The following is a 22,806-nucleotide window of genomic DNA, read 5'->3' as shown; positions in this document are numbered from 1 at the left end:
ACGGCGTCTGCGCGCATCCCCTTCACCACCGCTGGCTATCATGTGCGCCTTCCACAACGAAGGCAGTACCTGTGTCGGTAGCGTTGGTATGGTTCCGCCGTGATCTGCGGCTGCAGGACAATCCGGCCCTGCAGGCCGCGCTGGATGCCGGTCACGACGTGGTGCCGGTCTACATCCATGCGCCGCACGAAGAAGGTGAGTGGGCGCCGGGTGCTGCCTCCGATGCGTGGCGCCACCGTTCACTGGCCGCGCTGGATGCGGACCTGCGCACGCGCGGTTCCTCGCTGGTGCTGCGCAGTGGTGACAGCCTGCCGGCCCTGCAGTTGCTGATCGCGCAGACTGGCGCCGAGGCGGTGTACTGGAACCGCAAGTACGAACCGGCCACCCAGCCACGCGACGCCACCATCAAGCGCATGCTGCGCGAGCAGGGCATCGATGCGCAGAGCTGCAATGGCAGCCTGTTGTTCGAGCCTTGGGACATCGCCACCCAGCAGGGCCAGCCGTACAAGGTATTTACGCCGTACTGGCGCAACGTGCTCAGTCATTGGCGCCTGCCGGCACTGCAGGCCGCACCGGAAGCACTGGCGCCGCACGCGGCCGACAGCCTGGCATTGGATGACCTCCAGCTGGCGCCGACGCTGGACTGGGATACCGGCTTCTGGGAGCACTGGCAGCCGGGTGAAGCCGGTGCGCTGGAAGCACTGTCCGTCTTTGAAGACGGTGCCCTGCGCGGGTATCGCGAGCAGCGTGACCTGCCGGACCGTGTCGGGACCTCGCGGCTGTCGCCGCACCTGCATTTCGGCGAAATCGCACCCTGGCGGATTGCCCATGCGCTGGAAGGGCTGCGTAGTGCCGGCACCGACGCCGACATCGACGGCTACCTGCGCCAGCTGGGCTGGCGTGACTTCGCCTACCACCTGCTGCATCACTTCCCGAAGACGCCCACCGACAACCTCAACCCGCGTTTCGATCGCTTCCCATGGGCAACGCCCAGTGAGGCGCAGCTGTACGACTGGCAGCGCGGCAACACCGGCGTGCCGATCGTCGATGCCGGCCTTCGCGAGCTGTGGCACACCGGCTACATGCACAACCGGGTGCGGATGATCGTGGCCAGTTACCTGTGCAAGCACCTGCGCGCGCACTGGCTGCATGGCGCACGCTGGTTCTGGGACACCCTGGTCGATGCCGACCTGGCCAACAACACCATGGGCTGGCAGTGGGTGGCCGGGACCGGTGCCGACGCGGCACCGTACTTCCGTGTGTTCAACCCCGTGACCCAGGCCGAGAAGTTCGATCCGCAGGCACGGTACATCAGCCGCTGGGTGCCCGAACTGGCCGCGCTGCCGGTGAAGGCCCGGTTTGCGCCCTGGCAGCATCCGCTGCTGCTGGCGGCACATGCCCCGGGCTATCCGCGTACGCCGCTGGTGGACCTGGCCGCGGGCCGCGACGCCGCATTGGCGGCTTACCGCCAGTCGGGGGCGGGGTAAAGGGCGACCTGGGCGATCTGGTCAGTTAGCTGAACGCGGCCCTGTCGGTGAGCCCGATCATCATTCCGGCATCGCATCGGGCTGTTTATTCTCTTTGCGCCCGCAGGCCGCCGGCCGACCGGAAACCAAGGAGAACCTCATGATCCGCAACACCACCCGCAACGTCGCACTGGCCCTGATGAGTGCGGCCGTCCTGTCGGCCTGCGCCACCGGCGGCTCCTACGTACAGAGTGACCAGTACGGCAACCCCACCGAGCAGCAGAACCGCACCGGGCGCAACGCCCTGATCGGTACCGCCATCGGCGTGGCAGCCGGCCTGCTGACCGGCGACAGCGCCACCGAGCGCCGCCAGCATGCCCTGATCGGCGCCGGTATCGGTGCGCTCAGCGGCGCCGCCGTCGGCCAGTACCAGGATCGCCAGGAACGCGCACTGCGCGAGCGCACTGCCAACACCGGCATCGATGTGCAGCGCCAGGGCGACAACATCATGCTGAACCTGCCGGACGGCATCACTTTCGACTTCGGCAAGTCGACCCTGAAGCCGCAGTTCTACGGCGCGCTCAATGGCGTGGCAGGCACCCTGCGTGACTACAACCAGACCATGATCGAAGTGGTCGGCCACACCGACAGCATCGGCAGCGATGCGGTCAACAACCGCCTGTCGAAGGAACGTGCCGACTCGGTCGCGCAGTACCTGATCGGCCAGGGCGTGCAGAGCGTGCGCATCGAAACGCTGGGCGCCGGCAAGTCGTACCCGATTGCCGACAACAGCACCGACGCCGGCCGCGCCAAGAACCGCCGCGTCGAGATCCGGGTGATTCCGCTCAAGCAATAACGCGTAGCGTTACTGCTTGAGCCGGTCCGGCCATCGGCCGGAACGAAAATGCCGCCCTTGCAGGCGGCATTTTTGTGGGTGCCGAGCGTTGCTCGGCACGCCGAAAGCGCATCCCTCTGTAAGCCATGCCGACCAAGGTCGGCAATTACCAGGAGATGGGTAGGCGCTCTTGTTGCAGGCTACGCCGCCGAAGCGGCCACCTTCTCCAGGATCCGCTTGCCGCTGCTTTCCAGTGCGGCGTCTTCCTTTTCCTTCTGCTGCTGCGCCAGCTTCGCACCCGGACACTGCGCCAGCATGTAATTGGCGTCGAAGTTGAGCTTTTCGACCAGGAAGTCGACGAACGCACGCACCTTTGGCGAGACCAGGCGGCCGCCGGCGAACACGGCGTTGAAGTCCACTTCCGGGCCGGTCCAGCCGGCCAGCACGCGGCGCACCATGCCCGATTCAACGAACGGCTTGGCCATCACGTCGCCGGTCAGCAGCAGGCCTTCGCCACAGACCAATGCACCATTCAACGCAGACATGTCGTTGGCGGTCATCAGCGGGGTGACCGGGAAGTCACGCAGCTCGCCGCCGTTCTCGCCCAGCTGCCAGGTGAAGCGCGGCGAATTTCCGGTGTGGTACGGCTTGCGCATCGCCAGGATGCGATGGAACTGCAGCTCTTCCGGATGCAGCGGCTCGCCGTAGCGCTCGATGTAGGCCGGGCTGGCGAATACCTGCGTGCGCAGGCTGCCCAGCTTGCGCGCGACCAGGTTCGAATCGGGCAGGGCCCCCACGCGCAGCGCAAGGTCCGCTTCACCTGCAATCAGGTCCAGCTTCTCGTTGCCCATGTGCATGTCCAGGCGGATTTCCGGGTACTGCGCATGGAACTGGCCCAGCAGCGGGGCGATCCAGGTGATGCCGATCGAATAGGGCACGGTGAAGCGCAGCCAGCCGCGCGGGCCGGACTGCAGCTGGCTCACCGCGCTCTCGGCCTCTTCCAGTTCGCGCGCGATGCGCTGGCAATGTTCGTGGTAGATCGAACCGGCTTCGGTCAGGCCGAGGCGGCGCGTGGTCCGGTGCAGCAGGCGCGCGCCCAGGCGCGTTTCCAGCTCCTGCACTTTGCGGCTGACCGTGGTCTTGGGCAGGCCGAGCGATTTGGCAGCGGCAATGAAGCTGCCTTGCTCGACCACTTTGACGAAGATCAGCGTCTCGTTGAGATCGTGGGACATGGTCGGGGATCCTGGACGTCGGGGATGGGACAATCGTGACAGAACGATTGGACCGGGAGCGGGATGATTATTCCCCTTAATCAGGACTAATCAAGTAAAGGTTTGAGGTCTATCGTGGCGCCATTCGTTAATTGGAGCCCGTCCGCCATGAGCCTGCGCAACATTCTTGCCCGACTCCGGAACGCCGGCCAGAACACCCTGGACCTGGCGATGACCGTCGAAGCCCGTCCGAGTTCCTTGGTACACAAGGACTTTCGTGAGTTTACCGCGCCCATGCGTCAGCAGCGTGGCGGTGCCATCCGCCTGGCCCCTCACAAGGGTGACCGCCTGCGCCGAATCGGGACTATCCCGGATTTGGGAGGAAATGTCCCGTGAATGGGATGCTGACGCCTGAAGTCCTGGTCCTGGGCGGCACCGGTGCCGTCGGCCAGGGTGTGGTTGGCGCGCTGCTGGAGGCCGGCAGCCCGGTACTGGTTGTCGGCCGCGATCCGGGCCGGCTGGCGGCGCTGCACGAGCAGTTCGCTGACGAGCCGGGCCTGGAGACGCTGCTGGGGTCGCTCAGCGACGACGGATCGGCGCGCGCGCTGGCCGAACGCATCGCGCAGCGCCCGCGCCCGTTGGCGGCGGTGATCGCCGCAATGGGTGGACCGTACCGCCGCGGTCGCGTGGTCGACCGCAACGGTGACGAACTGATGGGCGCGATGCAGGCCGATCTGATGCCGCACGTGCACGCGGTGCGTCACCTGCTGCCGCTGCTGCAGGACAACGTGCATGCGCGCCGCTACGTGATGATCGGCAGCCCGGCCAACGCCAAACCATGGGCGGGCTACGGCGAGACCTCGATCACCACCGCCGCGCTGCGCATGTACGCGCAGGTCGTGCACCAGGAAGCGCAGGCGCTGGGCGTGCGCGCGCAGATGCTGGAAGTCTGCAGCCCGGTGTGCACCCCGGCCAATGCGGCCAATGCCTGCATCGAGTGGCCCAGCTCGCTGTTGGTGGGTCGTCGCGTTGTGTCGCTGCTGGATGGTTGCCGCGACAACCGTGCCATCGTCCGCTGTGACAGCAGCGATGCCGAACTGCCGCGCGGCCTGCTGCACCTGGAAGTTCCCCCTTTGTGGCGCGATACCGCAGGCGTCGCTTGACCTCGACCATGGTTGAGGTCGCAGGATACGCCGCCGATTTTTGCAACACGTTCTCGTATAGCTGTACCACCCCTCCGTACGGATGCATGCCATGACTTCCCCCAATACCACCCCACATCGTTTCGGCCATCGCATTGCGATGGTCGGCGTGTCGATCCTCGCCGCAGCCGTGCTTGCGGCCTGCAGCGGCGGCCACGCCGAAGAAGCCGGTGCACCGCCGCCGCCGCAGGTCAGCGCCGCGCCGGTACTGGTCAAGCAGGTCAGCCAGTGGGACGAATTCAGCGGCCGCGTCGAAGCGGTGCAGAGCGTTGAACTGCGCCCGCGCGTGTCCGGCTACATCGACAAGGTCAACTACGTCGAAGGCCAGGAAGTGAAGAAGGGCGAAGTGCTCTTCACCATCGACGCGCGCAGCTACCAGGCCGAGTACGATCGAGCGGCTGCCGAGCTGGCCCGCGCCCGCACCCAGGCCACGCTGGCCCGCAGCGAGTCCGAGCGTGCCAAGCGACTGTCCGAGCAGCAGGCGATCTCCACCGAGACCGCCGAACAGCGTCGCGCGGCCGCCGACCAGTCCGGTGCCGCCGTGCAGGCCGCGCAGGCTGCGCTGGACGCGGCCCGGCTCAACCTGGAGTTCACCAAGGTGCGTGCACCGATCGACGGCCGTGCCGGTCGCGCGATGGTCACCGCCGGCAACCTGGTCACCGCCGGCGACAGTGCCAGCGTGCTGACCACGCTGGTCTCGCTGGATACCGTCTTTGTCTACTTCGATGCCGACGAAAGCACCTTCCTGCGCTACGCCCAGATGGCACGCAAGGGCGAGCGCCCGAGCGAGCGTGACAGCGAACTGCCGGTGAAGGTTGGCCTGTCCGGCGAAGAGGGCTACCCGCACTCGGGCAAGGTCGACTTCCTCGACAACCAGGTCGCCCGCAGCACCGGCACCATCCGCGTCCGCGCACTGCTGGACAACGCCGACCGCCAGTTCACGCCGGGCCTGTTCGCCCGCGTGCAGCTGCTCGGCAGCGGCCAGTTCCAGGCGCTGCTGATCGATGACAAGGCCGTGCTGACCGACCAGGACCGCAAGTATGTCTACGTGGTCGACAAGGATGGCAAGGCCCAGCGCCGCGACATCCAGCTTGGTCGCACCGCTGATGGCCTGCGCATTGTCGAACACGGCCTGGCCGCGGGCGACAAGGTGATCATCGACGGCGTGCAGAAGGTCTTCATGCCGGGCATGCCGGTGCAGGCCAAGGCGGTGGCGATGCAGCCACAGCCGGCGCCGGCACCGGGCCGCGATGCCACCGCTGCCCTGAAGCACTGATCCGCGTCCCCGCTTAGCTGCCGGCGCCAGCGGCAGCCTTCCCTGCCTTCGTCATTTCGGCGAGGGGCAGGGTGGCTGTTGCCCGCCGAATGCCTTTCCCAGGAATTCCTCCATGGACTTTTCCCGTTTCTTCATCGACAGGCCGATCTTCGCGGCGGTGCTGTCGATCGTGATCTTTGCCGCAGGCCTGATCACGATTCCAATCCTGCCGATCAGCGAGTACCCGGAAGTGGTGCCGCCGTCGGTGGTCGTGCGCACGGTCTATCCGGGCGCCAACCCCAAGGTCATCGCCGAGACCGTCGCCACGCCGCTTGAAGAAGCCATCAACGGCGTCGAAGGCATGATGTACCTGAAGTCGGTCGCCGGTTCCGACGGCGTGCTGCAGATGACCGTCACCTTCCGCCCGGGCACCGACCCGGACGCAGCGGCGGTGAAGGTGCAGAACCGCGTGGCGCAGGCGCAGGCGCGCCTGCCCGAGGACGTGCGCCGGCAGGGCGTGACCACGCAGAAGCAGTCGCCGACCTTCCTGATGGTGGTGCACCTGACCTCCCCGCAAGGCAAGTACGACACCCTGTACCTGCGCAACTACGCCCGCCTGCACGTCAAGGATGCACTGGCGCGCATTCCGGGCGTCGGTGATGCGCAGATCTTCGGTGGTGGCGACTACGCCATGCGCGCCTGGCTGGATCCGGACAAGGTGGCTTCGCGCGGCCTGACCGCCAGCGACGTGGTGCGCGCCATGCGCGAGCAGAACGTGCAGGTGTCGGCCGGCCAGCTCGGCGCCGAACCGCTGCCGGACAGCAAGTTCCTGACCCTGATCAATGCCCAGGGCCGGCTGAAGACCGAAAAGGAATTCGGCGACATCGTGCTCAAGAGCGGCACCGATGGCGAGATCGTACGCCTGTCCGACGTGGCCCGCCTGGAACTGGGTGCGGGTGACTACACCCTGCGCTCGCAGCTGGACGGCAAGAACGCGGTCGGTATCGGCATCTTCCAGTCGCCGGGTGCGAACGCGCTGGAAATCCGTGACCAGGTCATCTCGACGATGGACGAGATGCAGAAGACCATGCCGGCCGACGTGAAGTACGAAGCGGTGTATGACACCACCATCTTCGTGCGCGACTCGATCAAGGCCGTGGTCTCCACGCTGCTGGAAGCGATCGCGCTGGTGGTGCTGGTGGTGATCCTGTTCCTGCAGACCTGGCGTGCCTCGATCATCCCGTTGATCGCCGTGCCGGTGTCGGTGGTGGGTACCTTCGCCGCGCTGTACCTGCTGGGCTTCTCGATCAATACGCTGAGCCTGTTCGGCCTGGTGCTGGCGATCGGCATCGTGGTCGACGACGCGATTGTGGTGGTGGAGAACGTCGAGCGCAACATCGAGGAAGGCCTGTCGCCCACCGCCGCGGCCCACCAGGCCATGCGCGAAGTGTCCGGCCCGATCGTGGCGATCGCGCTGGTGCTGTGTGCCGTGTTCGTGCCGATGGCGTTCCTGTCCGGTGTCACCGGCCAGTTCTACAAGCAGTTCGCGGTCACCATCGCCATCTCCACGGTGATCTCGGCGATCAACTCGCTGACCCTGTCGCCGGCCCTGGCCGCGCGCCTGCTGAAGGCCCACGGCGCACCGAAGGATGGCCCGAGCCGCCTGATCGACCGCCTGTTCGGCTGGGTGTTCCGCCCGTTCAACCGCTTCTTCAAGTCCAGCTCGGAGAAGTACGAGCGTGGCGTGGCCCGCATCCTCGGCCGACGTGGCGCGGTGTTCGTGGTCTACGCGATCCTGCTGGTCGGTACCGGCGTGATCTTCAAGCTGGTGCCGCCGGGCTTCATCCCGACCCAGGACAAGCTGTACCTGATCGCCGGCGTGAAGCTGCCGGAAGGTTCGTCGATCGCGCGTACCGATGAAATGCTGCGCAAGGTGGCCAAGATCGCCCAGGAAACCGATGGCGTGGCTCACACCATCTCGTTCCCGGGTTTGAACGCGCTGCAGTTCACCAATACGCCCAATACCGGTGTGGCGTTCATTCCGCTCAAGCCCTTCGCCGAGCGTCATGGCCGTACCGCTGCGCAGATCAATGCCGAGATCAACCAGAAGATCGCCGGCCTGCAGGAAGGCTTCGCCTTCGCGATGATGCCGCCGCCGATCCTCGGCCTGGGCAACGGCAACGGCTACCAGATGTTCATCGAGGACCGCGGCAACCTGGGCTACGGCGCGCTGCAGAATGCGGTGCAGGCGATGCAGGGCACCGTGGCGCAGACGCCGGGCATGGCCTTCCCGATTTCCAGCTACCAGGCCAACGTGCCGCAGCTGGATGCCGAGGTCGACCGCGTCAAGGCCAAGGCACAGGGCGTGCAGCTCACCGAACTGTTCGACACCCTGCAGACCTACCTGGGTTCGGCCTACGTCAACGACTTCAACCAGTTCGGCCGTACCTGGCAGGTGATCGCCCAGGCAGACGGTCCGTTCCGCGAGACGGTCGAGGACATCGGCAAGCTGCGTACCCGCAACGACCGCGGCGAGATGGTGCCGATCGGTTCGATGGTCACCATCAAGCAGACCTTCGGCCCGGACCCGGTGCTGCGCTTCAATGGCTACCCGGCAGCGGACCTGGCCGGTGAAGCCGACCCGCGCCTGCTGTCCTCGGCCGAGGCGATGACCAAGCTGACCGAGATCGCCGGCAAGGTGCTGCCGGTGGGCATGACCACCGAATGGACCGACCTGAGCTACCAGCAGGCGACCCAGGGCAAGGCCGCCTTCATCGTGTTCCCGGTGGCGATCATGCTGGCCTTCCTGGTGCTGGCCGCGCTGTACGAGAGCTGGTCGCTGCCGCTGGCGGTGATCCTGATCGTGCCGATGACCCTGCTGTCCGCGCTGTTCGGCGTCTGGCTGACCGGCGGTGACAACAACGTGTTCGTGCAGGTCGGCCTGGTGGTGCTGATGGGCCTGGCGTGCAAGAACGCGATCCTGATCGTCGAGTTCGCCAGAGAACTGGAGATGGGCGGCAAGGGAATCGTTGAAGCTGCGCTGGAAGCCTGCCGCCTGCGCCTGCGCCCGATCGTGATGACCTCTATCGCGTTCATCGCCGGCACCGTGCCGCTGGTGCTGTCGCACGGTGCAGGTGCCGAGGTGCGCTCGGTGACCGGTATCACCGTGTTCGCCGGCATGCTGGGCGTGACCCTGTTCGGCCTGTTCCTCACCCCGGTGTTCTACGTGGCCCTGCGCAAGTTCGTCACCCGCAACGGTGGTGGCCAGCTGGTGCAGCACGGCGAGCCGACCATCCACCACTGACATGGAACCCCGTCGCCGCCGGTCAATGGCCGGCGGCGGCTTCCCCCTCACAAGGCATGCATCCATGAATACCCATCAGAACAAGATCGCGCTGGTCACCGGCGCCACCCGTGGCATCGGCCTGGAAACCGTGCGCCAGCTGGCCCAGGCGGGCGTGCACACGCTGCTGGCCGGTCGCAAGCGTGAGATCGCCGTTGAGCTGGCGCTGAAGCTCCAGGCTGAAGGCCTGCCGGTCGAAGCCCTGCAACTGGACGTGACCGACGCGGCCAGCATCGCCGAAGCGGTCGAGCAGGTACGCCAGCGCCATGGCCGCCTCGACATCCTGGTCAACAATGCCGGCATCATGATCGAGAATCCCGCGCAGGCGCCGTCGGAGCAATCGCTCGAGACCTGGAAGCGCACCTTCGACACCAACGTGTATGCGCTGGTGGCGGTCACCCAGGCATTCCTGCCGCTGGTCAAGCAGGCCAAGTCCGGCCGCATCGTCAATGTGTCCAGCATGCTCGGATCGCAGACCCTGCACGCGGATCCCTCCTCGGGCATCTATGACTTCAAGATTCCGGCGTACAACGCCTCCAAGGCCGCGGTGAACAGCTGGACCCTGAGCCTGGCCTACGAACTGCGCAACACGCCGATCAAGGTCAATACCGTGCATCCGGGCTACGTCAAGACCGACATGAACGGTGGCAACGGCGAGATCGAAATCAGCGAAGGTGCACGCTCCAGCGTGGAAATGGCACTCATCGGTGAATCCGGTGCCAGCGGCAGCTTCACCTACCTGGGTGAGGTGCTGCCATGGTGATCCGCACGTTGGCGATGGCCGTCTCCAGCCTGGTGCTGGCGGGCTGTGTCAGCGTCGGCCCGAACTACAAGGCGCCGGTGCAGGAACCGGTGGTGCTGCAGGGGGCGCAGCAGCCGGTGTTCAGCACTACCTCGCCGGTGGCCAGCTGGTGGGCGCAGTTCGATGATCCGGTGCTGGAAGAACTGGTGCACGGCGCACTGTCGGACAACCTGGACCTGCGCGTGGCCGTGGCCCGCGTCAGCCAGGCCCGCGCGGTGTTCGTCGAAAGCCGCTTCGACCAGGCCCCGCACATCACCGCGGGCGGCAGCTACGACCGCCGCAAGCAACCCGATCCGCAGCTGGGTGGGCAGCGGGTGTTCAGTGAAAGCTACCAGCTCGGCTTCGATGCCGGCTGGGAGCTGGATCTGTTCGGCCGCAAGCGCCGTGCAGCAGAAGCCGCGCGCGCCGACCTGGACGCCGAGCAGGCCAACCTGGCCGATGCGCAGGTACTGGTCGCCGCCGAAGTGGCACGCAACTACTTCGAGCTGCGCGGTACGCAGAAGCGCATCGCGGTGGCCCAGCACACCCTGGTCAACCTGCGCGATACGCAGAAGCTGACCGAGGCGCGCTGGGAGCTGGGCGCCGGCAGCGAGCTGGACGTGCAGAGCAGTCGCGCCCGGCTGAAGGCGATCGAGGCCGATATTCCGCTGCTGGAAGTGGCCGAAACGCAGTCGCGCAATCGCCTGGCGGTTCTGCTGGGCCAGCGTCCGGAAACGCTGACCGCCATGCTTGCGCCGCACGACGTGCCGGCATTTGCCAAGGCGCTGCCGCTGGGCGATACCCGCGAGCTGCTGCGCCAACGCGCCGACGTGCGCGTGGCCGAGCGTCGCCTGGCCGCTGCCACCGCGCGGGTGGGCGTGGCCACTGCGGACCTGTTCCCGCGGCTGTCACTGTCCGGTTTCGTCGGCTTCCTTGGCGGCGACGCCAGTGGCCTGGTCAATGGCAACAACAAGGCCTGGTCGCTGACGCCGTCGCTGAGCTGGGCCGCGTTCGACTTCGGCACCGTGCGTGCACGCCTGCGTGCCAGCAAGGCTGAAGCCGAGGGCGTGGCGGCGCAGTATGAGCAGGCCGTGCTGCTGGCGCTGGAAGACACCGAGAACGCGCTGACCCGCTATTCCAAGCAGCAGGCGCGGCTGGCGATCGTGGTCGAGCAGGCGCAGGCGGCACGCCGGGCTGAGTCGCTGGCGCAGATCCGCTACCGCGAGGGCTCGGAAGACTTCCTGACCTTGCTGGATGCGCAGCGCACGCAGCTGGCGGCCGACGATGCGTTGGCGGCGGCTGAGTCCGAGGTCAATGTCAGCGTGGTGGGCGTGTACAAGGCGCTGGGTGGCTGGGGGCAATCGCCGCAGCAACCCAGCGTGGCGCAGGTGCAGTAACCGCAAGGGACGGAAGCAGTGGCTTCCGTCCCTTTCTTCTGTCAGGGCCAATGATTGGCCGGTGTGTCGCGCTCGCGCATGCGCACGATGCAGAAGCGATGGCCGGTGGGTGCTTCCATCACCCACCAGCGTTTGACGAAGCCGATCCGGCGCGCGCCGAGTTTTTCCAGTCGATCTGCCTCGGCATCGATGTCGTCGCTCTCGATGTCCAGGTGCACCCGTGAGGGGTGAGCGACACGTTGCACTTCCACGTTCAGGCCTGCGGGTGCGCCCTGCAGGTCGGCGTACTCGGCGCCATCTTCGCCATACGATGGCTGCGCCTGCAGACCGAGGGCGGCCGCCCAGAAGCGTGCGCCTTCGTCAGCGGGCGTGTCCTGGCAGTCGATGATGAATCCGGCCAGACGGCTCTGGTGCGCCATGACGTCCTCCGCAGATCGGGAATGGAGGAAGGGTAGCGCGTCGCGTGCTGTGGACGTTGTCACAGTCATGACGTTTCTGACTCTGCCAGAACCGGGGCCTGCGGTGTAACTAGTGGGGCAGATTCCGGGAGGGATGGCGATGAGCGACGACAAACGTGATACCCAGCGCATGCTGTTTGGTGATCCGGGACCGCCTGGCGCAGGGCTGTCGGTAGCGGTCGTAGTGCTGATGGTGTTGGCTACCATGGCGGCTGCGATCGGCTTCATGCGCCTGCCGGACCAGATGCTGGGGCTGGGCCTGATCGGCATCTCCGTGTTTCTGGCGGTCGGTGCCCGCATCTGCCAGGCACGCAACCAGCATCAGGCGCTGTACCGGCTGATGTCGCGACAGCCGCAGCCGTAGCTGCGGCTGCCGTACAGGTTCAGTGCTTCGGCCAGTCCAGCTCGACCACCAGCGGGAAATGATCCGACGGCAGCACGCCGTCGATGCGACGGTCATCGGTCAGGAAGCTGCGTGCATGGAAGCCACGCACCAGCACCCAGTCCAGCTGCACGGTGGCCTTGCCGGTGAAATCGTGGAAGGTCAGGCGTGGCCCCTGCGGAACCTTCACCTGGGTACGGGTGTCCTGCAGCAGGCGGGTGAATGCCTTGTAGGTGTCACCACCGGGCTCGCTGTTGAAGTCACCCGTCAGGACCACCGGCAGATCGGCCGGCAGGGCTTCCACGCGCTTGCCGATCAGCTCGGCACCCTTCACCCGGCGCGGTTCATCCTCGTCGCGGTAGGGCAGGTGGGTGTTCATGAAATAGAAACGACGGCCATCGTCCAGGCGGCGGAACAGGGCCCAGGTGACCATGCGCGGGTACAGGTTGCCCCAGGTGATGCTGCCGGGTACGTCGGGCGTATCGGACAACCAGAAGTTGCCGGACTCCTCGATGGCCAGCACCTTGCTGTCGTAGAACACGCCCATGTGTTCGTCACCGCTGCCACCACGGCGGCCTTCGCCGAACCAGCGGTAGCCGGGCAGGTGTTCGGACAGGTAGTCGGCCTGCTCCTTCACCAGTTCCTGGGTGCCGATCACAGCCGGGTGCGCATCGAGGATGACCTTGACCATGGCATCGCGGCGGTCGGGCCAGCGCTTGCCCGGTTCGGTATCGGCCGGGGTGCGTACGTTGAACGACATCACTTTGAGTGGCGCCGGTGCAGCAGCCCAGGCGGCGGCAGGCAGCGCAAGCGCCAGCAGCGCACACAGCGCGGGGCGACGGAAACGCGACAACATCGTGGAATCCCTCCATTCCATGAAAACGGTTTCATGGAGCATGCCATGGAAGGTGGGGGCAGCGGTATGCCGGGATGGGCGACTGGGAGATGCCGGACGGGCGGTGAAAGCGCCGCCCGGCGGATCGCGCGGGCGCGATCAGGAGGTCATGGGTGCTCAGTCGGCAGGCAGGTACCACTGGCCATTCTGGTCAATCCAGTACACCCGGATGTAGGGAGTGCCGTCCTCGTCGAAGTACGTCACTTCGCAACGTTGATGGTAATAGGGCCCCATCTTGACCCGGACGCAGTTCGTGTTCTCCGGACCACCGCCACCACCGCCGGCGGTGGCCTGGGACGGCGTGGAGAGAGCTCCCACGGCAAACATCAGTGCGGCCATCGAGGCCAGGTGCAGTTTCATGGGCATCATCCTTGTGTCTGCAATCGCGCATCTGCGCGGTGTCATGCAACTACCCCCGGTAGATCAGGCGACCGTGCGGCAGCTGCTGCGTACGCGCCGGCCCGGCTGGCGGCCCGACGCGGTCTCCACCCGGCTCAGTCGCGCAGGTAAGGGTTGCCGTACTCGTCAATCCAGTATTCGGCGGTGTAGACGTTGCCGAATTCATCGGTGTAGGTTTCCGTGCAGTGGTGGTGGACGCGGTTGCGATCCACATTCACTGGCACACAGGAAACATTCTCTCTCGGGACCCCTGTGTTGGCGTCCGCCACCGGAGCCAGGGTTGCAGTTGCCACCACCAACGCGGCCATCGCGGCCAGTTGCAGTTTCATAAGCATCATCCTTGCTTTCTGCAATCGCGCACATGCGCATGGCGTGTGTAACACGCGAGCCAAACCGCCGGAAGTGCCTCGCCGCGATCAGTCCTCGATCTCGCCGCGTCGATTGGCAGCACGTACCGCCTGCGCGGTGGTTGCCACCCCCAGGCGTTGGCGCGCGTGGCGCAGATGGTTCTCCACCGTGCGCGTGGAAAGCCCAAGCGTGGCCGCGATCTCAGCCTGACGGCGCCCGGCGGCAACCCAGCGCAGCACTTCGCGCTCGCGCGTGCTCAACGCGCTTCCCGAAAGCTCGGCAGGCGATTCGACCAGATGGCGTGCGGCTCGGAATGCTGCGGTTGCAGCAGCCGCCAGCTGCAGGCGCGCGCTGGCCGACGCGTCGATCGACGTACCGGCAACGCTGATCGCGCCCTCCAGGCCGGTGGTGCCGAACACCGGCACCTGCAGACCATGCAGGCCTTCGCCGCGTGGCTGCTTCACTATCTGGTAGCGTTCGCCGCGAACGCCCTGGTGCTTGCTCCAGAAGAACGGCGCGTCGCTGTCCAGCACGTGGCGATTGACCGGGCAGGCGTGGAGGTAGCCCGCAAGGTCGGTATCGCTGCCATCGCCGAACCAGTCGCCCTCGATCCAGTACACGCGTTGTGTACCGCGCTCCAGCCCGGTGCCGGTGGCGAACACCAGCACGCGGTCGTAGCCGAGTGGTGCCGCGATGCCTCGCAGGACCGCACCCACCGCGCTCAGCGAACGGGCGCGTTCCATTTCCAGCAATGCCTGCACCAGCGCGGTCATCCGGTTCAGCGCCCGGCCAGGGCGTTGAGCAGCGTGCGCGCGGCCAGCTTGCCCAGCGCATTACCGGCCAGCGGGCTGTCGCCGGTCAGCAGCAGGCGGTCCTGCAGCACGCTGCCATCGATGCCGTCATTGACGATCTGCACGCCCTGCTGCGCCAGGCGCTCACCGAAGAACCACGGCAGTTGCCCGGGCATGTAGCCGATCTCCGGCGTCTGCCGGTCCATCGCATCGGGGAAGGCGCAGATGCGATAGCCGCGGAACAGCGAACCGCCGTCGGCCTCGTCCACGCCTGCAGCGAGCAGTGCGGCCGGGCCGTGGCACAGGGTGATGATGTGGCGTTGCTGGGCCATCGCCCAGTGCAGGACGTCCTTCACTGCACGGCTCTGCGGTAGTCCGATCAGGGCGCCATGGCCGCCGGGGATGAACACTGCGGCATAGTCCGAATCCGCAGCAAGCCCGGCGACCACCTCATCCAACGGCAGCGGCTGGCGGAAGCGCGACTCGTAACGTTCGTACAGTCCACCGATCTCCGTGTCCTCACGCGGGAACGCCCACCACTCGAACTTGGCGGCGTTGCCCGACAGCGTGGCCACATCGATGTCGAAGCCGGCCTTGTCCAGGTGGTACATCGGCAGCAGGGTTTCCACCGGATGGTTGCCGGTGGAGAACAGGTGGCCGTTGGCAGTGGGCAGATAGCGTTCGTCCGCAGCGATCATCAGCACCTTCCAGCGGCCATCGCGGCGTGCGTCCGGATAGTCGGCACCGGACAGGTTGCTCTTGGGCGATGTGAACTGCGACAGCGAGTAGGGCGACGGGAAGAAGGCATCGCGCTCGGCCGGGTCGGGGCTGGGCTGGCGGCTGGGCTCTTGCGTGTTCATGCGGACCTCCAGTGGGGTGGTGGAATCCAGCATAGAAGGGCTGATGCGTACTGGCGATGAGGGTTTTCCCTCAGCCGCGCGCAGCTACTTCACCGTGGCCGAATGCTGCTGCATGTCTTCATGCAGGATCCGCCGCAGTTCGACGATGGCCGGCGTGGCTTCCTGCACGCTGTGCCCGGATACGATCACCTTCTCCGAATCCGCGTGCGGCAGGTGCGAGCTCCAGTAGGGCACCAGCCCGTCGTCGGTCTTTTCCAGCGGCCCATCGGCCTTGGCGCGCGCGATGATCGAGTGGTAGTGCACCTTCGGCGACATCGGCAGGTCGGCCACCGCGCGGACGAAAGGATCGTCCTTGTCCAGATTCTGGATGCTGTTCATCTGGTAACCGTGCTTGCCATCATTGCGGTCGATCTGGCCGTCGTTGGCGATGGTGGCGACGTCTTCCAGCACGGTCAGCGGCAACCGCACCAGGCGACCGATCCAGCGGCCCAGGCGGGTGCCCGCCACGTCGGTGCCGCGGTGTGGCGTGGCGATGAATACCACGCGCGATACTTCCGGTTCCGGCAGGAAAGTCAGCACCGGTGCGCCCTTGGTACGCAGCAGTTCACGCTGTGCCGGCGTCATCTGCGCAGTCTCCAGCAGGGTGTCGACCAGATGATCGCCGGAAGAGGAGATCATCAGCCGCGCGATCACGCCACCCATGCTGTGCCCGACCAGCACCATGTCATGCGAAGCCTGCGCCTTGCCGCTGGGGTCGAAATGCTTGAGCACTTCGGACAGCGTATGACGCATCGCATCGTGGCTCATCGCGATGGGCATGTTGGTCGGGTAGTAGAACTGCCAGACCTGGAAGTCCTGGCGGATCTCGTCGTCGCGCATCAGTTCGTTGGCGACGTTCACCCAGGCTTCCGGGCTGCTGGCCAGGCCATGGATCATCAGCAGCACGCGGCGGTTCGGATCGTAGGGCTGCATCATGTACAGGTGCGGCGTGTCGATGCCGCCCTTGCCACCGAAAAGCGAGCGCAGCGACTGGTGGCTGAAGTTGGAACGGGCCAGCCACAACGCATAGCCGGCGGTGAAGTTCGCGGCCAGCGGAACCTGTTGGCCATGCAGGGTGACTTCCGTGACCTGGTAGGGATCGTGGATCTCCAGCTCCGGCTCGTCGTCGTGCAGCACTTCCCACAGGTTCTTTCCCGAGAAGCGCAGCAGCACCGTCATCGAAGGGGAGGGCATCTCGCTCCAGCTCTGCGCGGCCGAGGTGCTTGCCTGCGCGGCGGGCGTCGCTGCCGAAGGCGGGGTGGCCGTGCTGCCAGCCGGATCGTTCATCACCGCCACCAGCTCGGCACCGAAGCCATCGCGGCGATGCACGCTGCGCAGCGTGCCAGTGAACGACAGCGAGGCCGCCGGTACCAGTTCGGTAGGGGTACGCGTATCCAGCGGTGATGCTTCGCCTGAAGGGGCCAGCACGAAGGTCCAGCGGCCCAGCTGGAAGTGGTTGGCCTGGCCGTGCACGCGGCCCGTGGCATAGGCGTCGTACAGCTGTACCGAGGCTTCCTGCACGGCCAGGTTGTAGTAGTCGCGCACCTGGGTCTGGCGATCTTCGAAGCCGCGCTGGTTGGCGGTGCGCTCGGTGAAGAAAAGATAGGCATAGGCCTGGCGCGCGACCTGCATCCACGCATCCAGGCGCGGTTGGAAATCGGCATCCAGCTCGGTGATCGCGCTCTTGGCGCGGCCGGATGCCGAGTACTCACGCTTCGGCGCCGGCAGGGTCATCGCATACTGCAGCCACAACTCGGCCAGGCTGGAGCGTTTGTCTTCCTCGCGCACCACGATGCTGCTTTCCATCGCCTCGATGCAGGGCAGGCCCGGTTTGGCGCATACGCCTTCATCGAGGCCGGCCACCCGCAAGGTCTCCGTGGTCGCCGCGCTGAGCTTGCCGGAAGTGAGGATGTCACCGCGCTTGAGCGCGATGTACTGACCGGGCGTGACCGAGGCCACCTGCACCGACGGCCCGAACTGGCGCAACGTGGCGCAGCCGCCCAGGGTGAGCAGCACAGTGATGATGAGGGTCGTGCGGCCGATGAAGCCCAAGCCCGTGGTTGCCATACGATCCTCCTGCGCGGTGGCGCCACTCTAGCGGTCGGCATGTCAAAGCGGAAGATACCGGGCGGTCGGTTTGGGGCGCTCAGGCGCTGCCATCCAAGCGATTCAGCCGGTTCCGTGTGACACTGGGGTGAATGGAGTTATGCAGGGACTGCGATGACGTGGCTTGAGACCCGGATCCCGCCGCCGCTGGTGATGCTGCTGTGCGCGGGGATCGGCTGGCTTGGGAGCCGACTGTGGCCGGAGGCGGTCTTGCCACTGCCGATGCGGGCGCTGATGTCAGGCGGGGTGATTGGGATCGGTGTGGCGCTGAACCTGCTGCCGAAGCTTGCGTTCCAGCGGGCGCGCACCACGGTCAATCCGCTGCGCCCTTCGGCATCAAGCGCGCTGGTCACGCGCGGCATGTACCGTTACACGCGCAATCCGATGTACCTGGGCCAGGCAACGATCCTCACTGGCGCAATGTTGTACCTGCAGAACACGATCGCGTTGCTGGCTGTGCCGTTGTTCGTGCTCTATATCACCTGGTTGCAGATCATGCCGGAAGAGCGGGCGTTGCTGGCCCGCTTCCCCGACGTGTATCCGATGTTCCGCCAACGAGTGCGGCGTTGGCTGTAGCGGGCATCACCCATTATCGAGAGATCTGGCACTTCACGGCAGCGGAATAGCCTTCGTAGTCATCGCCTGCGATCACGTGCAGGGTGTGGCGCTTGTCAGTGGTCTTCACGTATGAAGGTTCCTGCGTGTTGGCGTGTTCGTTGACCGTGTTCACTGACCACGCTTTGGCCAGATGCGTGGCGTCAACGCCGTTCAAGTAGACGAAGAGGCTCTTCTCGCCCTCGGCCACGTTCACATCGGCACTGGTGACGGTGCCGCCGAACAGGGCGACCGGCTTGTCCTCCGGCTCGAAGGTGCCACCCGGTTTCCTGGCCAGGCCAGCGGCCTGGAGTGCATCGATGGCGTCGGCCTCGCTGAAGTCCGAGCCGGCCTTGCAGGCCAGCAGGGCTTCCAGCGTGGCGGTGCCGGGGGGCGCGATGGCCGGTGCCGCGGCGTGCGTGGCTGGGGGTGCGGCGAGGGCGGTGAGGAGCATGGAAATCGTGAGGGAAGCTTTCATGGCAGATCCTTCTGGCGGTCGCGGGGTGGGGCTGCAGTGTGGAGGTGTCATCCCGATTATGCGCCACGCGTCCTGCGCGACGTGCAGGCACAAAAAAGCCGGAACTCCATTGACGGGAGATCCGGCTTCTTGCGGCCTCGACAGGCCATACAGATGGTGGAGGTGGGCTCTACCTTAGATCCGACGCAGGCCCTGGAGTTGCGTGGGTTCGGGTCTATGCAGCGTCCGCGATACCCCCATTTGTACCCCCGGTTTCGCCACTCTGGTCGCGCTGCTCCATCTGGTCCTGGATCCAGGAATCGATCTCCGATTCGACCCCGCGAACGGAGCTGCCCAGGTGGACCGGTTTGGGGAAGGTTCCGGCGGAAATGCGCAAATATAGGGTCGACTTAGCAATCCCCACCCGGGCCAGGACGTCGGCGCGGCGCAGGAGGCGGCTAGGTGTGACTGCGGTGCTCTCGTTCATGCTTCCTCCTTCGGTGCCCTGTCGGCGGCCAGACTGGTGCCGCGGCGGCGTTTCGATACGGGTTCCATGATCCGGCCGGCTTCGGCCCGGTCCCCACGGGAGAGTGCGATCAGCGCTAGGCCACGGGCCTCCCACGCGCGCACGGTGGCCTTGCTGGCCTTGGCGAGGTCCACTCCCGACAGGCTGGCCAGCACCCGGCCGACTTCGCAGTAGTCGACATCCAGAGCGCTCTCATCTTGCGTCCAGTCCACTGCTTCGCCCTTGTAAGGCTTCATTGACTGATTCAGCATGCTGGACACCTCGCCGGAGCCCTTCTATGCCCATTGCTGAAATGATCGCCGCCATCGGAGTCGATGGGCGACAGCTGACTATTGCAGGACAAGTGGCTGGCTTGGTGAGCGCTGTGTTGCTGTTCTTCTGGGGGAGTGCTGGATGGAAGATCACGAAGGAGGGGTACGTCAGTAGTCCCGGTGTCGCTTTGCCATTGGACCACCCTCGTAGAAAGCGCGCGGTCTTCTGGTTTAAGGTGCGCTACCTCGTGATGAGCAAGGTCGCGTTGATCTTGTTGTTTGCTTCTTTCCTCCTTCAGCTTTTGGCACTGTGGGCGCCTGCTTCGTAGCCCTGTGGATTCGCCTTGGCGCTCATAGGGCTGAGTCTGTGCGGCGGTGAGCGGCTGGTCAGCCATGGGCTGCCTCCGTCCGTGGCGATGGCGTGGCAGAATGCCGGCCAGTTCGGAGTCGGATCAGAGAATGAGCGTGTTGGATGGGGTTACTCAGTGCTGGTGGTTGAGCAAAACCTGCGCGATTGATTGGACGGCCTGGTCGGCCGTGGCAACAGGCGCTGCGGTCGTTGTCGCTTTGCTTGTGGGCGCGCTTCCCATTCGGCTTGCGCGCGATGCGCGCAGGACGCAGATGAGACTGCTGGCGAAGGTGGTGGTGGATGATCTCTATATTCAGGAAGTCCACCTTCGTGCGGCCATGCTTATACCTGCCGCCAACGTCGAGTCTGTGGATAGTTGGGAGTACGCAGAATGTGCGAGGTGTTCGTCGATGGTCTCGCCGCAAACCGTTGCAGACCTGATTCCTTACAGTGAATTCCTGCCTAAAGATGTCGAGGCGGCACTGGCTCGATGTATTGCGATGCTCGCGGCTGCTCGGCAAAGACGCGTATTCGTCGTACCAATTCAGCCTGGTGAGACGTGCAACTTGGGAGGCGAAATAGACTGGTACAAGGCAGTCTGTGTGAGCCTTTTTGCATTGCGTGTGGAGCTCTCGACTTGGCTCAATGTCGAACTGGAGGATGCGTCTGAGAATGCGTTGCTGCTTGGCATGGCCCTGATGGGAAATGCGGGAGTGGAAAGAGATAAGTGGCACAGAGCGCAAACCACTGCGTAGTCTCTGATTTCTCATACTTGCTTCTCCAGTAGGAAGTTGGTGTCGATGTGCCAGCCGGCCTCGCGGGCCCCGAGTAGGCGCAGTTCGTTGGTGTCGAATTCGTCCAGGCCGAGCATCTCCGCGGCCAACTCAATGTGCTGCGGGGAAATTGGCCGGTCGCGATAGAACAGGTCATAGACGTTGTGCTTCGAACAGCCCCAGGCGTCGGCCAGGTCCTGCATGCGCTTGCCTTCCTCAAGCAGATGGCGCTTCAGGTGCGAGCGCACGCTGTCGATCGAGCGGGGGATGCGAATCGGACGGCCGCCGGCGGCCATGCCGTTGTTCGCGTGCTGGTCTCGGATAGGGGTGATCTCAGCCATGGTTCTCTCCAGTCAGTTCGGCACGCAGCTGCTCAACGCGCGTGCGCCAGTAGTCGATGGTTCTGTCGCTGCTGCTGCGTAGCGTTTCGTGGTGCCCGAGGGCAGTTGCGGCCGTTACCAGGTCAGCGACCAGGCCGGGCCGGGTGGTGCTGGTGCTGCCGCCGGCGCGCAGTTCGGCCACCTCGGCCTGCAGCTGCTCGATGCGTTCGTTGGCCTGGGCCAGCCACTGCCGATAGGCGTCCTTCGTTGGCTGCCGCATCCGGGCCGGAATGCCCGGATCCTCCCGCGCCGGCACCAGCACCAGGCCGGTCATCCCCGGGCCTCGCGCCGGGCTTCGGCCAAGATTTCGCGCAGGTCGTCCTGCACCTTGCGGTCCTCGCCCTGAGCGACGGCGGCGGCCAGGGCGCGCTCCAACGCGTAGACCCGGTCGTTCGAATGGATGTGGTTCATGGCAGAATTGATTCAAACAGGGAGGTTTTATGGGTGATTTTTTGTGGTGGACGTTCGTCCGTTGCTGGCCGCTAGGCGCAAAGTGCGAAGTGAACTGGGATGCCTGGGCTGCTGTCGGAACGTGTGCCGCGGTTGTAGTAGCGCTCTGTGGACCTGCGGTTAGCCGCGCGCTTGTGAGAAAGAAGGCAGATGCGCTTTTCGCTATGGCGTACAGAAAAGACTTGATATCTGCCTTGGTCAAGCTGAACACGATCGCGGAGGAGTACCCTTTCCACGACACGAACGTTTCGTGGGCCGTTGAATCCATGCTTGAGCAAGAGGGGAAAGTGCGTAAGCGATTCCTCGTTCTGAGCCGGGCGCTTAGTGCCTTGACCAGCCGAGAAGTGGATCTCACCAAGTGGCCAGCTGTAGACCTGAATTTGGCTGCCAAAGTGGTTATCGCCATTGAGACAACCAAGCAGTTTCAGTTGGGTGCTGAGCATTTCGCTCACCCACCTGCCGACAGAGACTGGAACAGAATGACCAGCACCGTTGGACGCGCTCTCTTGGACGCGCTGCTGGACGTGAAGGCAGCAAATGATGCAGCTGCCACCGCTGAGAGGAAGATCAAGAAGAGCTCTGATGAGTCGCGCGAGGGGAGTGTCGACTGATTCACGCGGCCACTCCCATCGCAACCAGGTCGATGTAGTCCACCTTGTCGCGCAGGTAGCGGCAAGGTGGAGGTGTTCGAGGATCACCGCACGGCCCTCATGGGCAAAGAAGGTCTCCGCGTGCATGTGCAGCGCACGACGCTGGTCGCGGCGGTACAGGCGCCAGGTGATGGTGCTGCCGTCGGCGGTCGGGAACCGGCCCCAGGCGAATCCCAGCGTCTCCTTGGGCTCGCGGCGGGCGATGTGTCGGCTCATGCCTGCGTTGCCTTCTTCGCACTGCGGCGACCGTCGCCGCATTCAACCACCTGCCTGCGGCTGATCGTGCTCTTGTCGATGCCGCTTGTGCCCAGGATTTCGACCTTGCCGCCGCCGGCTTCGAAGCGCGCCATGTCGCTCGCCAGCTTCTGCCGGGCCTGGTCCTTCTCGCGGTCGGTCGCGCCCCTGAAGACGGGCTTCACGTGGATGCTGGTCATGCTGCGGCTCCTTCGTAGACCCAGCGGCGCACGGTCCCGAACGGGACACCCAGCGCGGCGCTGATCTGGTTGACGGTGTTGCCGCTGGCCCGGAGCTGCCGGGCGCGGCGTTTAGTGGTGGCCGGCCAGTACCGGGCATGACGCTGGCGCGGTACCGGCATCCCTTGGCAGCGG

Annotated in this window: 28 protein-coding genes; 13 read left to right on the top strand and 15 right to left on the bottom strand. The window is 65.4% G+C overall.

The genetic code is table 11. The annotated features are described in order from the left end of the window. Positions 1 to 71 precede the first annotated feature (71 nt). The gene (locus tag AC5P67_RS05540) at positions 72 to 1,487 is read left to right on the top strand and encodes a cryptochrome/photolyase family protein (RefSeq protein ID WP_111193347.1); all 1,416 of its coding nucleotides are present in this window, start codon (positions 72 to 74) and stop codon (positions 1,485 to 1,487) included. A 139-nt stretch (positions 1,488 to 1,626) separates the two neighbouring features. Continuing rightward, on the top strand, positions 1,627 to 2,322 hold the full coding sequence (locus tag AC5P67_RS05535; RefSeq protein WP_005409106.1) for a YiaD family glycine zipper/OmpA-like lipoprotein: 696 nt from the start codon (positions 1,627 to 1,629) through the stop codon (positions 2,320 to 2,322). A 179-nt stretch (positions 2,323 to 2,501) separates the two neighbouring features. On the opposite strand, the gene AC5P67_RS05530 is transcribed toward AC5P67_RS05535, so the two are convergent. Then, positions 2,502 to 3,533, bottom strand: coding sequence for a LysR family transcriptional regulator (locus AC5P67_RS05530; protein ID WP_005409107.1), 1,032 nt, complete (start codon positions 3,531 to 3,533; stop codon positions 2,502 to 2,504). Between the two features lie 147 nt (positions 3,534 to 3,680). Between AC5P67_RS05530 and AC5P67_RS05525 the strand changes: the two genes are divergently transcribed. The 6 genes from AC5P67_RS05525 (at position 3,681) to AC5P67_RS05500 (ending at position 11,490) form a co-directional block, all read left to right on the top strand. Further along, positions 3,681 to 3,908: a hypothetical protein gene (locus AC5P67_RS05525; protein ID WP_005409108.1), complete on the top strand. Its 228-nt coding sequence runs from the start codon at positions 3,681 to 3,683 to the stop codon at positions 3,906 to 3,908. Further along, the gene (locus AC5P67_RS05520) at positions 3,905 to 4,675 is read left to right on the top strand and encodes an SDR family NAD(P)-dependent oxidoreductase (RefSeq protein ID WP_005409109.1); all 771 of its coding nucleotides are present in this window, start codon (positions 3,905 to 3,907) and stop codon (positions 4,673 to 4,675) included. The genes AC5P67_RS05525 and AC5P67_RS05520 overlap by 4 nt, the downstream gene beginning before the upstream one ends. A gap of 91 nt (positions 4,676 to 4,766) precedes the next feature. After that, positions 4,767 to 5,990: an efflux RND transporter periplasmic adaptor subunit gene (locus tag AC5P67_RS05515; RefSeq protein ID WP_005409110.1), complete on the top strand. Its 1,224-nt coding sequence runs from the start codon at positions 4,767 to 4,769 to the stop codon at positions 5,988 to 5,990. 112 nt (positions 5,991 to 6,102) lie between these two features. Further along, on the top strand, positions 6,103 to 9,273 hold the full coding sequence (locus AC5P67_RS05510) for an efflux RND transporter permease subunit (RefSeq protein WP_005409111.1): 3,171 nt from the start codon (positions 6,103 to 6,105) through the stop codon (positions 9,271 to 9,273). A 64-nt stretch (positions 9,274 to 9,337) separates the two neighbouring features. After that, a complete protein-coding gene (locus AC5P67_RS05505; RefSeq protein ID WP_043035476.1) occupies positions 9,338 to 10,075 on the top strand; it encodes an SDR family oxidoreductase in 738 nt (245 codons plus the stop codon). Further along, the gene (locus AC5P67_RS05500) at positions 10,069 to 11,490 is read left to right on the top strand and encodes an efflux transporter outer membrane subunit (protein ID WP_043035475.1); all 1,422 of its coding nucleotides are present in this window, start codon (positions 10,069 to 10,071) and stop codon (positions 11,488 to 11,490) included. The genes AC5P67_RS05505 and AC5P67_RS05500 overlap by 7 nt, the downstream gene beginning before the upstream one ends. 41 nt (positions 11,491 to 11,531) lie before the next feature. Here AC5P67_RS05500 and AC5P67_RS05495 read toward each other — a convergent pair whose 3' ends face one another. Continuing rightward, positions 11,532 to 11,909: a VOC family protein gene (locus AC5P67_RS05495; RefSeq protein WP_005409114.1), complete on the bottom strand. Its 378-nt coding sequence runs from the start codon at positions 11,907 to 11,909 to the stop codon at positions 11,532 to 11,534. Between the two features lie 139 nt (positions 11,910 to 12,048). Between AC5P67_RS05495 and AC5P67_RS05490 the strand changes: the two genes are divergently transcribed. Next, entirely contained in the window at positions 12,049 to 12,312 is a 264-nt protein-coding gene (locus tag AC5P67_RS05490; RefSeq protein ID WP_060380179.1) for a hypothetical protein, read from the top strand. A gap of 19 nt (positions 12,313 to 12,331) precedes the next feature. Here AC5P67_RS05490 and AC5P67_RS05485 read toward each other — a convergent pair whose 3' ends face one another. The 6 genes from AC5P67_RS05485 to AC5P67_RS05460 form a co-directional block, all read right to left on the bottom strand. After that, positions 12,332 to 13,186: an endonuclease/exonuclease/phosphatase family protein gene (locus tag AC5P67_RS05485; protein WP_060380172.1), complete on the bottom strand. Its 855-nt coding sequence runs from the start codon at positions 13,184 to 13,186 to the stop codon at positions 12,332 to 12,334. Between the two features lie 156 nt (positions 13,187 to 13,342). After that, entirely contained in the window at positions 13,343 to 13,585 is a 243-nt protein-coding gene (locus AC5P67_RS05480) for a hypothetical protein (RefSeq protein WP_005409117.1), read from the bottom strand. 134 nt (positions 13,586 to 13,719) lie between these two features. Then, positions 13,720 to 13,953, bottom strand: a complete 234-nt coding sequence (locus AC5P67_RS05475; RefSeq protein ID WP_006433851.1) for a hypothetical protein — start codon at positions 13,951 to 13,953, stop codon at positions 13,720 to 13,722. 87 nt (positions 13,954 to 14,040) lie between these two features. Beyond that, on the bottom strand, positions 14,041 to 14,745 hold the full coding sequence (locus AC5P67_RS05470; protein WP_012479796.1) for a PA1136 family autoinducer-binding transcriptional regulator: 705 nt from the start codon (positions 14,743 to 14,745) through the stop codon (positions 14,041 to 14,043). Positions 14,746 to 14,750: 5 nt separating this feature from the next. Next, the gene (hchA, locus tag AC5P67_RS05465; RefSeq protein WP_012479797.1) at positions 14,751 to 15,623 is read right to left on the bottom strand and encodes a glyoxalase III HchA; all 873 of its coding nucleotides are present in this window, start codon (positions 15,621 to 15,623) and stop codon (positions 14,751 to 14,753) included. A gap of 84 nt (positions 15,624 to 15,707) precedes the next feature. Continuing rightward, positions 15,708 to 17,729: an esterase/lipase family protein gene (locus tag AC5P67_RS05460; RefSeq protein ID WP_024956433.1), complete on the bottom strand. Its 2,022-nt coding sequence runs from the start codon at positions 17,727 to 17,729 to the stop codon at positions 15,708 to 15,710. Positions 17,730 to 17,882: 153 nt separating this feature from the next. Here AC5P67_RS05460 and AC5P67_RS05455 point away from each other — a divergent pair, with 153 nt between their 5' ends. Next, positions 17,883 to 18,344 (top strand): methyltransferase family protein, encoded by a 462-nt coding sequence (locus tag AC5P67_RS05455; RefSeq protein WP_024956434.1) that lies wholly within the window; start codon positions 17,883 to 17,885, stop codon positions 18,342 to 18,344. Between the two features lie 13 nt (positions 18,345 to 18,357). Here the strand turns inward: AC5P67_RS05455 and AC5P67_RS05450 are convergent, their stop codons facing one another. The 3 genes from AC5P67_RS05450 to AC5P67_RS05440 all read right to left on the bottom strand — a co-directional run bounded on the left by AC5P67_RS05450 (position 18,358) and on the right by AC5P67_RS05440 (position 19,581). Then, positions 18,358 to 18,840 (bottom strand): hypothetical protein, encoded by a 483-nt coding sequence (locus AC5P67_RS05450; RefSeq protein WP_111193345.1) that lies wholly within the window; start codon positions 18,838 to 18,840, stop codon positions 18,358 to 18,360. Between the two features lie 214 nt (positions 18,841 to 19,054). After that, on the bottom strand, positions 19,055 to 19,306 hold the full coding sequence (locus AC5P67_RS05445) for a helix-turn-helix transcriptional regulator (protein WP_111193344.1): 252 nt from the start codon (positions 19,304 to 19,306) through the stop codon (positions 19,055 to 19,057). Further along, entirely contained in the window at positions 19,303 to 19,581 is a 279-nt protein-coding gene (locus AC5P67_RS05440) for a hypothetical protein (RefSeq protein ID WP_111193343.1), read from the bottom strand. Before AC5P67_RS05440 ends, AC5P67_RS05445 begins: the two co-directional genes overlap by 4 nt. 41 nt (positions 19,582 to 19,622) lie before the next feature. Here AC5P67_RS05440 and AC5P67_RS05435 point away from each other — a divergent pair, with 41 nt between their 5' ends. Further along, the gene (locus AC5P67_RS05435) at positions 19,623 to 19,925 is read left to right on the top strand and encodes a hypothetical protein (RefSeq protein ID WP_111193342.1); all 303 of its coding nucleotides are present in this window, start codon (positions 19,623 to 19,625) and stop codon (positions 19,923 to 19,925) included. 130 nt (positions 19,926 to 20,055) lie between these two features. Continuing rightward, the gene (locus AC5P67_RS05430) at positions 20,056 to 20,700 is read left to right on the top strand and encodes a hypothetical protein (RefSeq protein ID WP_146256488.1); all 645 of its coding nucleotides are present in this window, start codon (positions 20,056 to 20,058) and stop codon (positions 20,698 to 20,700) included. Positions 20,701 to 20,711: 11 nt separating this feature from the next. Here AC5P67_RS05430 and AC5P67_RS05425 read toward each other — a convergent pair whose 3' ends face one another. From AC5P67_RS05425 to AC5P67_RS05415, 3 genes are read right to left on the bottom strand one after another with little or no spacing between them, the layout of a single operon-like run. Then, positions 20,712 to 21,059, bottom strand: a complete 348-nt coding sequence (locus tag AC5P67_RS05425; protein WP_111193340.1) for a hypothetical protein — start codon at positions 21,057 to 21,059, stop codon at positions 20,712 to 20,714. Then, on the bottom strand, positions 21,052 to 21,372 hold the full coding sequence (locus AC5P67_RS05420; RefSeq protein WP_111193339.1) for a hypothetical protein: 321 nt from the start codon (positions 21,370 to 21,372) through the stop codon (positions 21,052 to 21,054). The genes AC5P67_RS05425 and AC5P67_RS05420 overlap by 8 nt, the downstream gene beginning before the upstream one ends. Further along, positions 21,369 to 21,509: a hypothetical protein gene (locus AC5P67_RS05415; protein ID WP_181453179.1), complete on the bottom strand. Its 141-nt coding sequence runs from the start codon at positions 21,507 to 21,509 to the stop codon at positions 21,369 to 21,371. Before AC5P67_RS05415 ends, AC5P67_RS05420 begins: the two co-directional genes overlap by 4 nt. Positions 21,510 to 21,742: 233 nt before the next feature. On the opposite strand from AC5P67_RS05415, the gene AC5P67_RS05410 reads away from it, so the two are divergent. Then, positions 21,743 to 22,159: a hypothetical protein gene (locus AC5P67_RS05410; RefSeq protein ID WP_146256487.1), complete on the top strand. Its 417-nt coding sequence runs from the start codon at positions 21,743 to 21,745 to the stop codon at positions 22,157 to 22,159. 251 nt (positions 22,160 to 22,410) lie between these two features. Here the strand turns inward: AC5P67_RS05410 and AC5P67_RS05405 are convergent, their stop codons facing one another. Further along, complete coding sequence (locus tag AC5P67_RS05405) at positions 22,411 to 22,632, bottom strand: hypothetical protein (RefSeq protein WP_111193337.1); 222 nt, start codon at positions 22,630 to 22,632, stop codon at positions 22,411 to 22,413. Between the last annotated feature and the right edge of the window lie 174 nt (positions 22,633 to 22,806).

The organism is Stenotrophomonas sp. YJH_SMC_21, assembly GCF_059369555.1.
This window is presented reverse-complemented; position numbering and strand designations above follow the sequence as displayed.

Coding starts and splice junctions, on each gene's coding strand:
- AC5P67_RS05475 (WP_006433851.1), bottom strand. CDS start 13,953: ATGAAACTGCAACTGGCCGCGATGGCCGCGTTGGTGGTGGCAACTGCA.
- AC5P67_RS05460 (WP_024956433.1), bottom strand. CDS start 17,729: ATGGCAACCACGGGCTTGGGCTTCATCGGCCGCACGACCCTCATCATC.
- AC5P67_RS05480 (WP_005409117.1), bottom strand. CDS start 13,585: ATGAAACTGCACCTGGCCTCGATGGCCGCACTGATGTTTGCCGTGGGA.
- AC5P67_RS05445 (WP_111193344.1), bottom strand. CDS start 19,306: ATGAACGAGAGCACCGCAGTCACACCTAGCCGCCTCCTGCGCCGCGCC.
- AC5P67_RS05535 (WP_005409106.1), top strand. CDS start 1,627: ATGATCCGCAACACCACCCGCAACGTCGCACTGGCCCTGATGAGTGCG.
- AC5P67_RS05525 (WP_005409108.1), top strand. CDS start 3,681: ATGAGCCTGCGCAACATTCTTGCCCGACTCCGGAACGCCGGCCAGAAC.
- AC5P67_RS05515 (WP_005409110.1), top strand. CDS start 4,767: ATGACTTCCCCCAATACCACCCCACATCGTTTCGGCCATCGCATTGCG.
- hchA (WP_012479797.1), bottom strand. CDS start 15,623: ATGAACACGCAAGAGCCCAGCCGCCAGCCCAGCCCCGACCCGGCCGAG.
- AC5P67_RS05435 (WP_111193342.1), top strand. CDS start 19,623: ATGCCCATTGCTGAAATGATCGCCGCCATCGGAGTCGATGGGCGACAG.
- AC5P67_RS05415 (WP_181453179.1), bottom strand. CDS start 21,509: ATGAACCACATCCATTCGAACGACCGGGTCTACGCGTTGGAGCGCGCC.
- AC5P67_RS05485 (WP_060380172.1), bottom strand. CDS start 13,186: ATGTTGTCGCGTTTCCGTCGCCCCGCGCTGTGTGCGCTGCTGGCGCTT.
- AC5P67_RS05495 (WP_005409114.1), bottom strand. CDS start 11,909: ATGGCGCACCAGAGCCGTCTGGCCGGATTCATCATCGACTGCCAGGAC.
- AC5P67_RS05405 (WP_111193337.1), bottom strand. CDS start 22,632: ATGACCAGCATCCACGTGAAGCCCGTCTTCAGGGGCGCGACCGACCGC.
- AC5P67_RS05510 (WP_005409111.1), top strand. CDS start 6,103: ATGGACTTTTCCCGTTTCTTCATCGACAGGCCGATCTTCGCGGCGGTG.
- AC5P67_RS05505 (WP_043035476.1), top strand. CDS start 9,338: ATGAATACCCATCAGAACAAGATCGCGCTGGTCACCGGCGCCACCCGT.
- AC5P67_RS05470 (WP_012479796.1), bottom strand. CDS start 14,745: ATGACCGCGCTGGTGCAGGCATTGCTGGAAATGGAACGCGCCCGTTCG.
- AC5P67_RS05450 (WP_111193345.1), bottom strand. CDS start 18,840: ATGAAAGCTTCCCTCACGATTTCCATGCTCCTCACCGCCCTCGCCGCA.
- AC5P67_RS05455 (WP_024956434.1), top strand. CDS start 17,883: ATGACGTGGCTTGAGACCCGGATCCCGCCGCCGCTGGTGATGCTGCTG.
- AC5P67_RS05440 (WP_111193343.1), bottom strand. CDS start 19,581: ATGAAGCCTTACAAGGGCGAAGCAGTGGACTGGACGCAAGATGAGAGC.
- AC5P67_RS05420 (WP_111193339.1), bottom strand. CDS start 21,372: ATGACCGGCCTGGTGCTGGTGCCGGCGCGGGAGGATCCGGGCATTCCG.
- AC5P67_RS05500 (WP_043035475.1), top strand. CDS start 10,069: ATGGTGATCCGCACGTTGGCGATGGCCGTCTCCAGCCTGGTGCTGGCG.
- AC5P67_RS05530 (WP_005409107.1), bottom strand. CDS start 3,533: ATGTCCCACGATCTCAACGAGACGCTGATCTTCGTCAAAGTGGTCGAG.
- AC5P67_RS05490 (WP_060380179.1), top strand. CDS start 12,049: ATGAGCGACGACAAACGTGATACCCAGCGCATGCTGTTTGGTGATCCG.
- AC5P67_RS05425 (WP_111193340.1), bottom strand. CDS start 21,059: ATGGCTGAGATCACCCCTATCCGAGACCAGCACGCGAACAACGGCATG.
- AC5P67_RS05430 (WP_146256488.1), top strand. CDS start 20,056: ATGAGCGTGTTGGATGGGGTTACTCAGTGCTGGTGGTTGAGCAAAACC.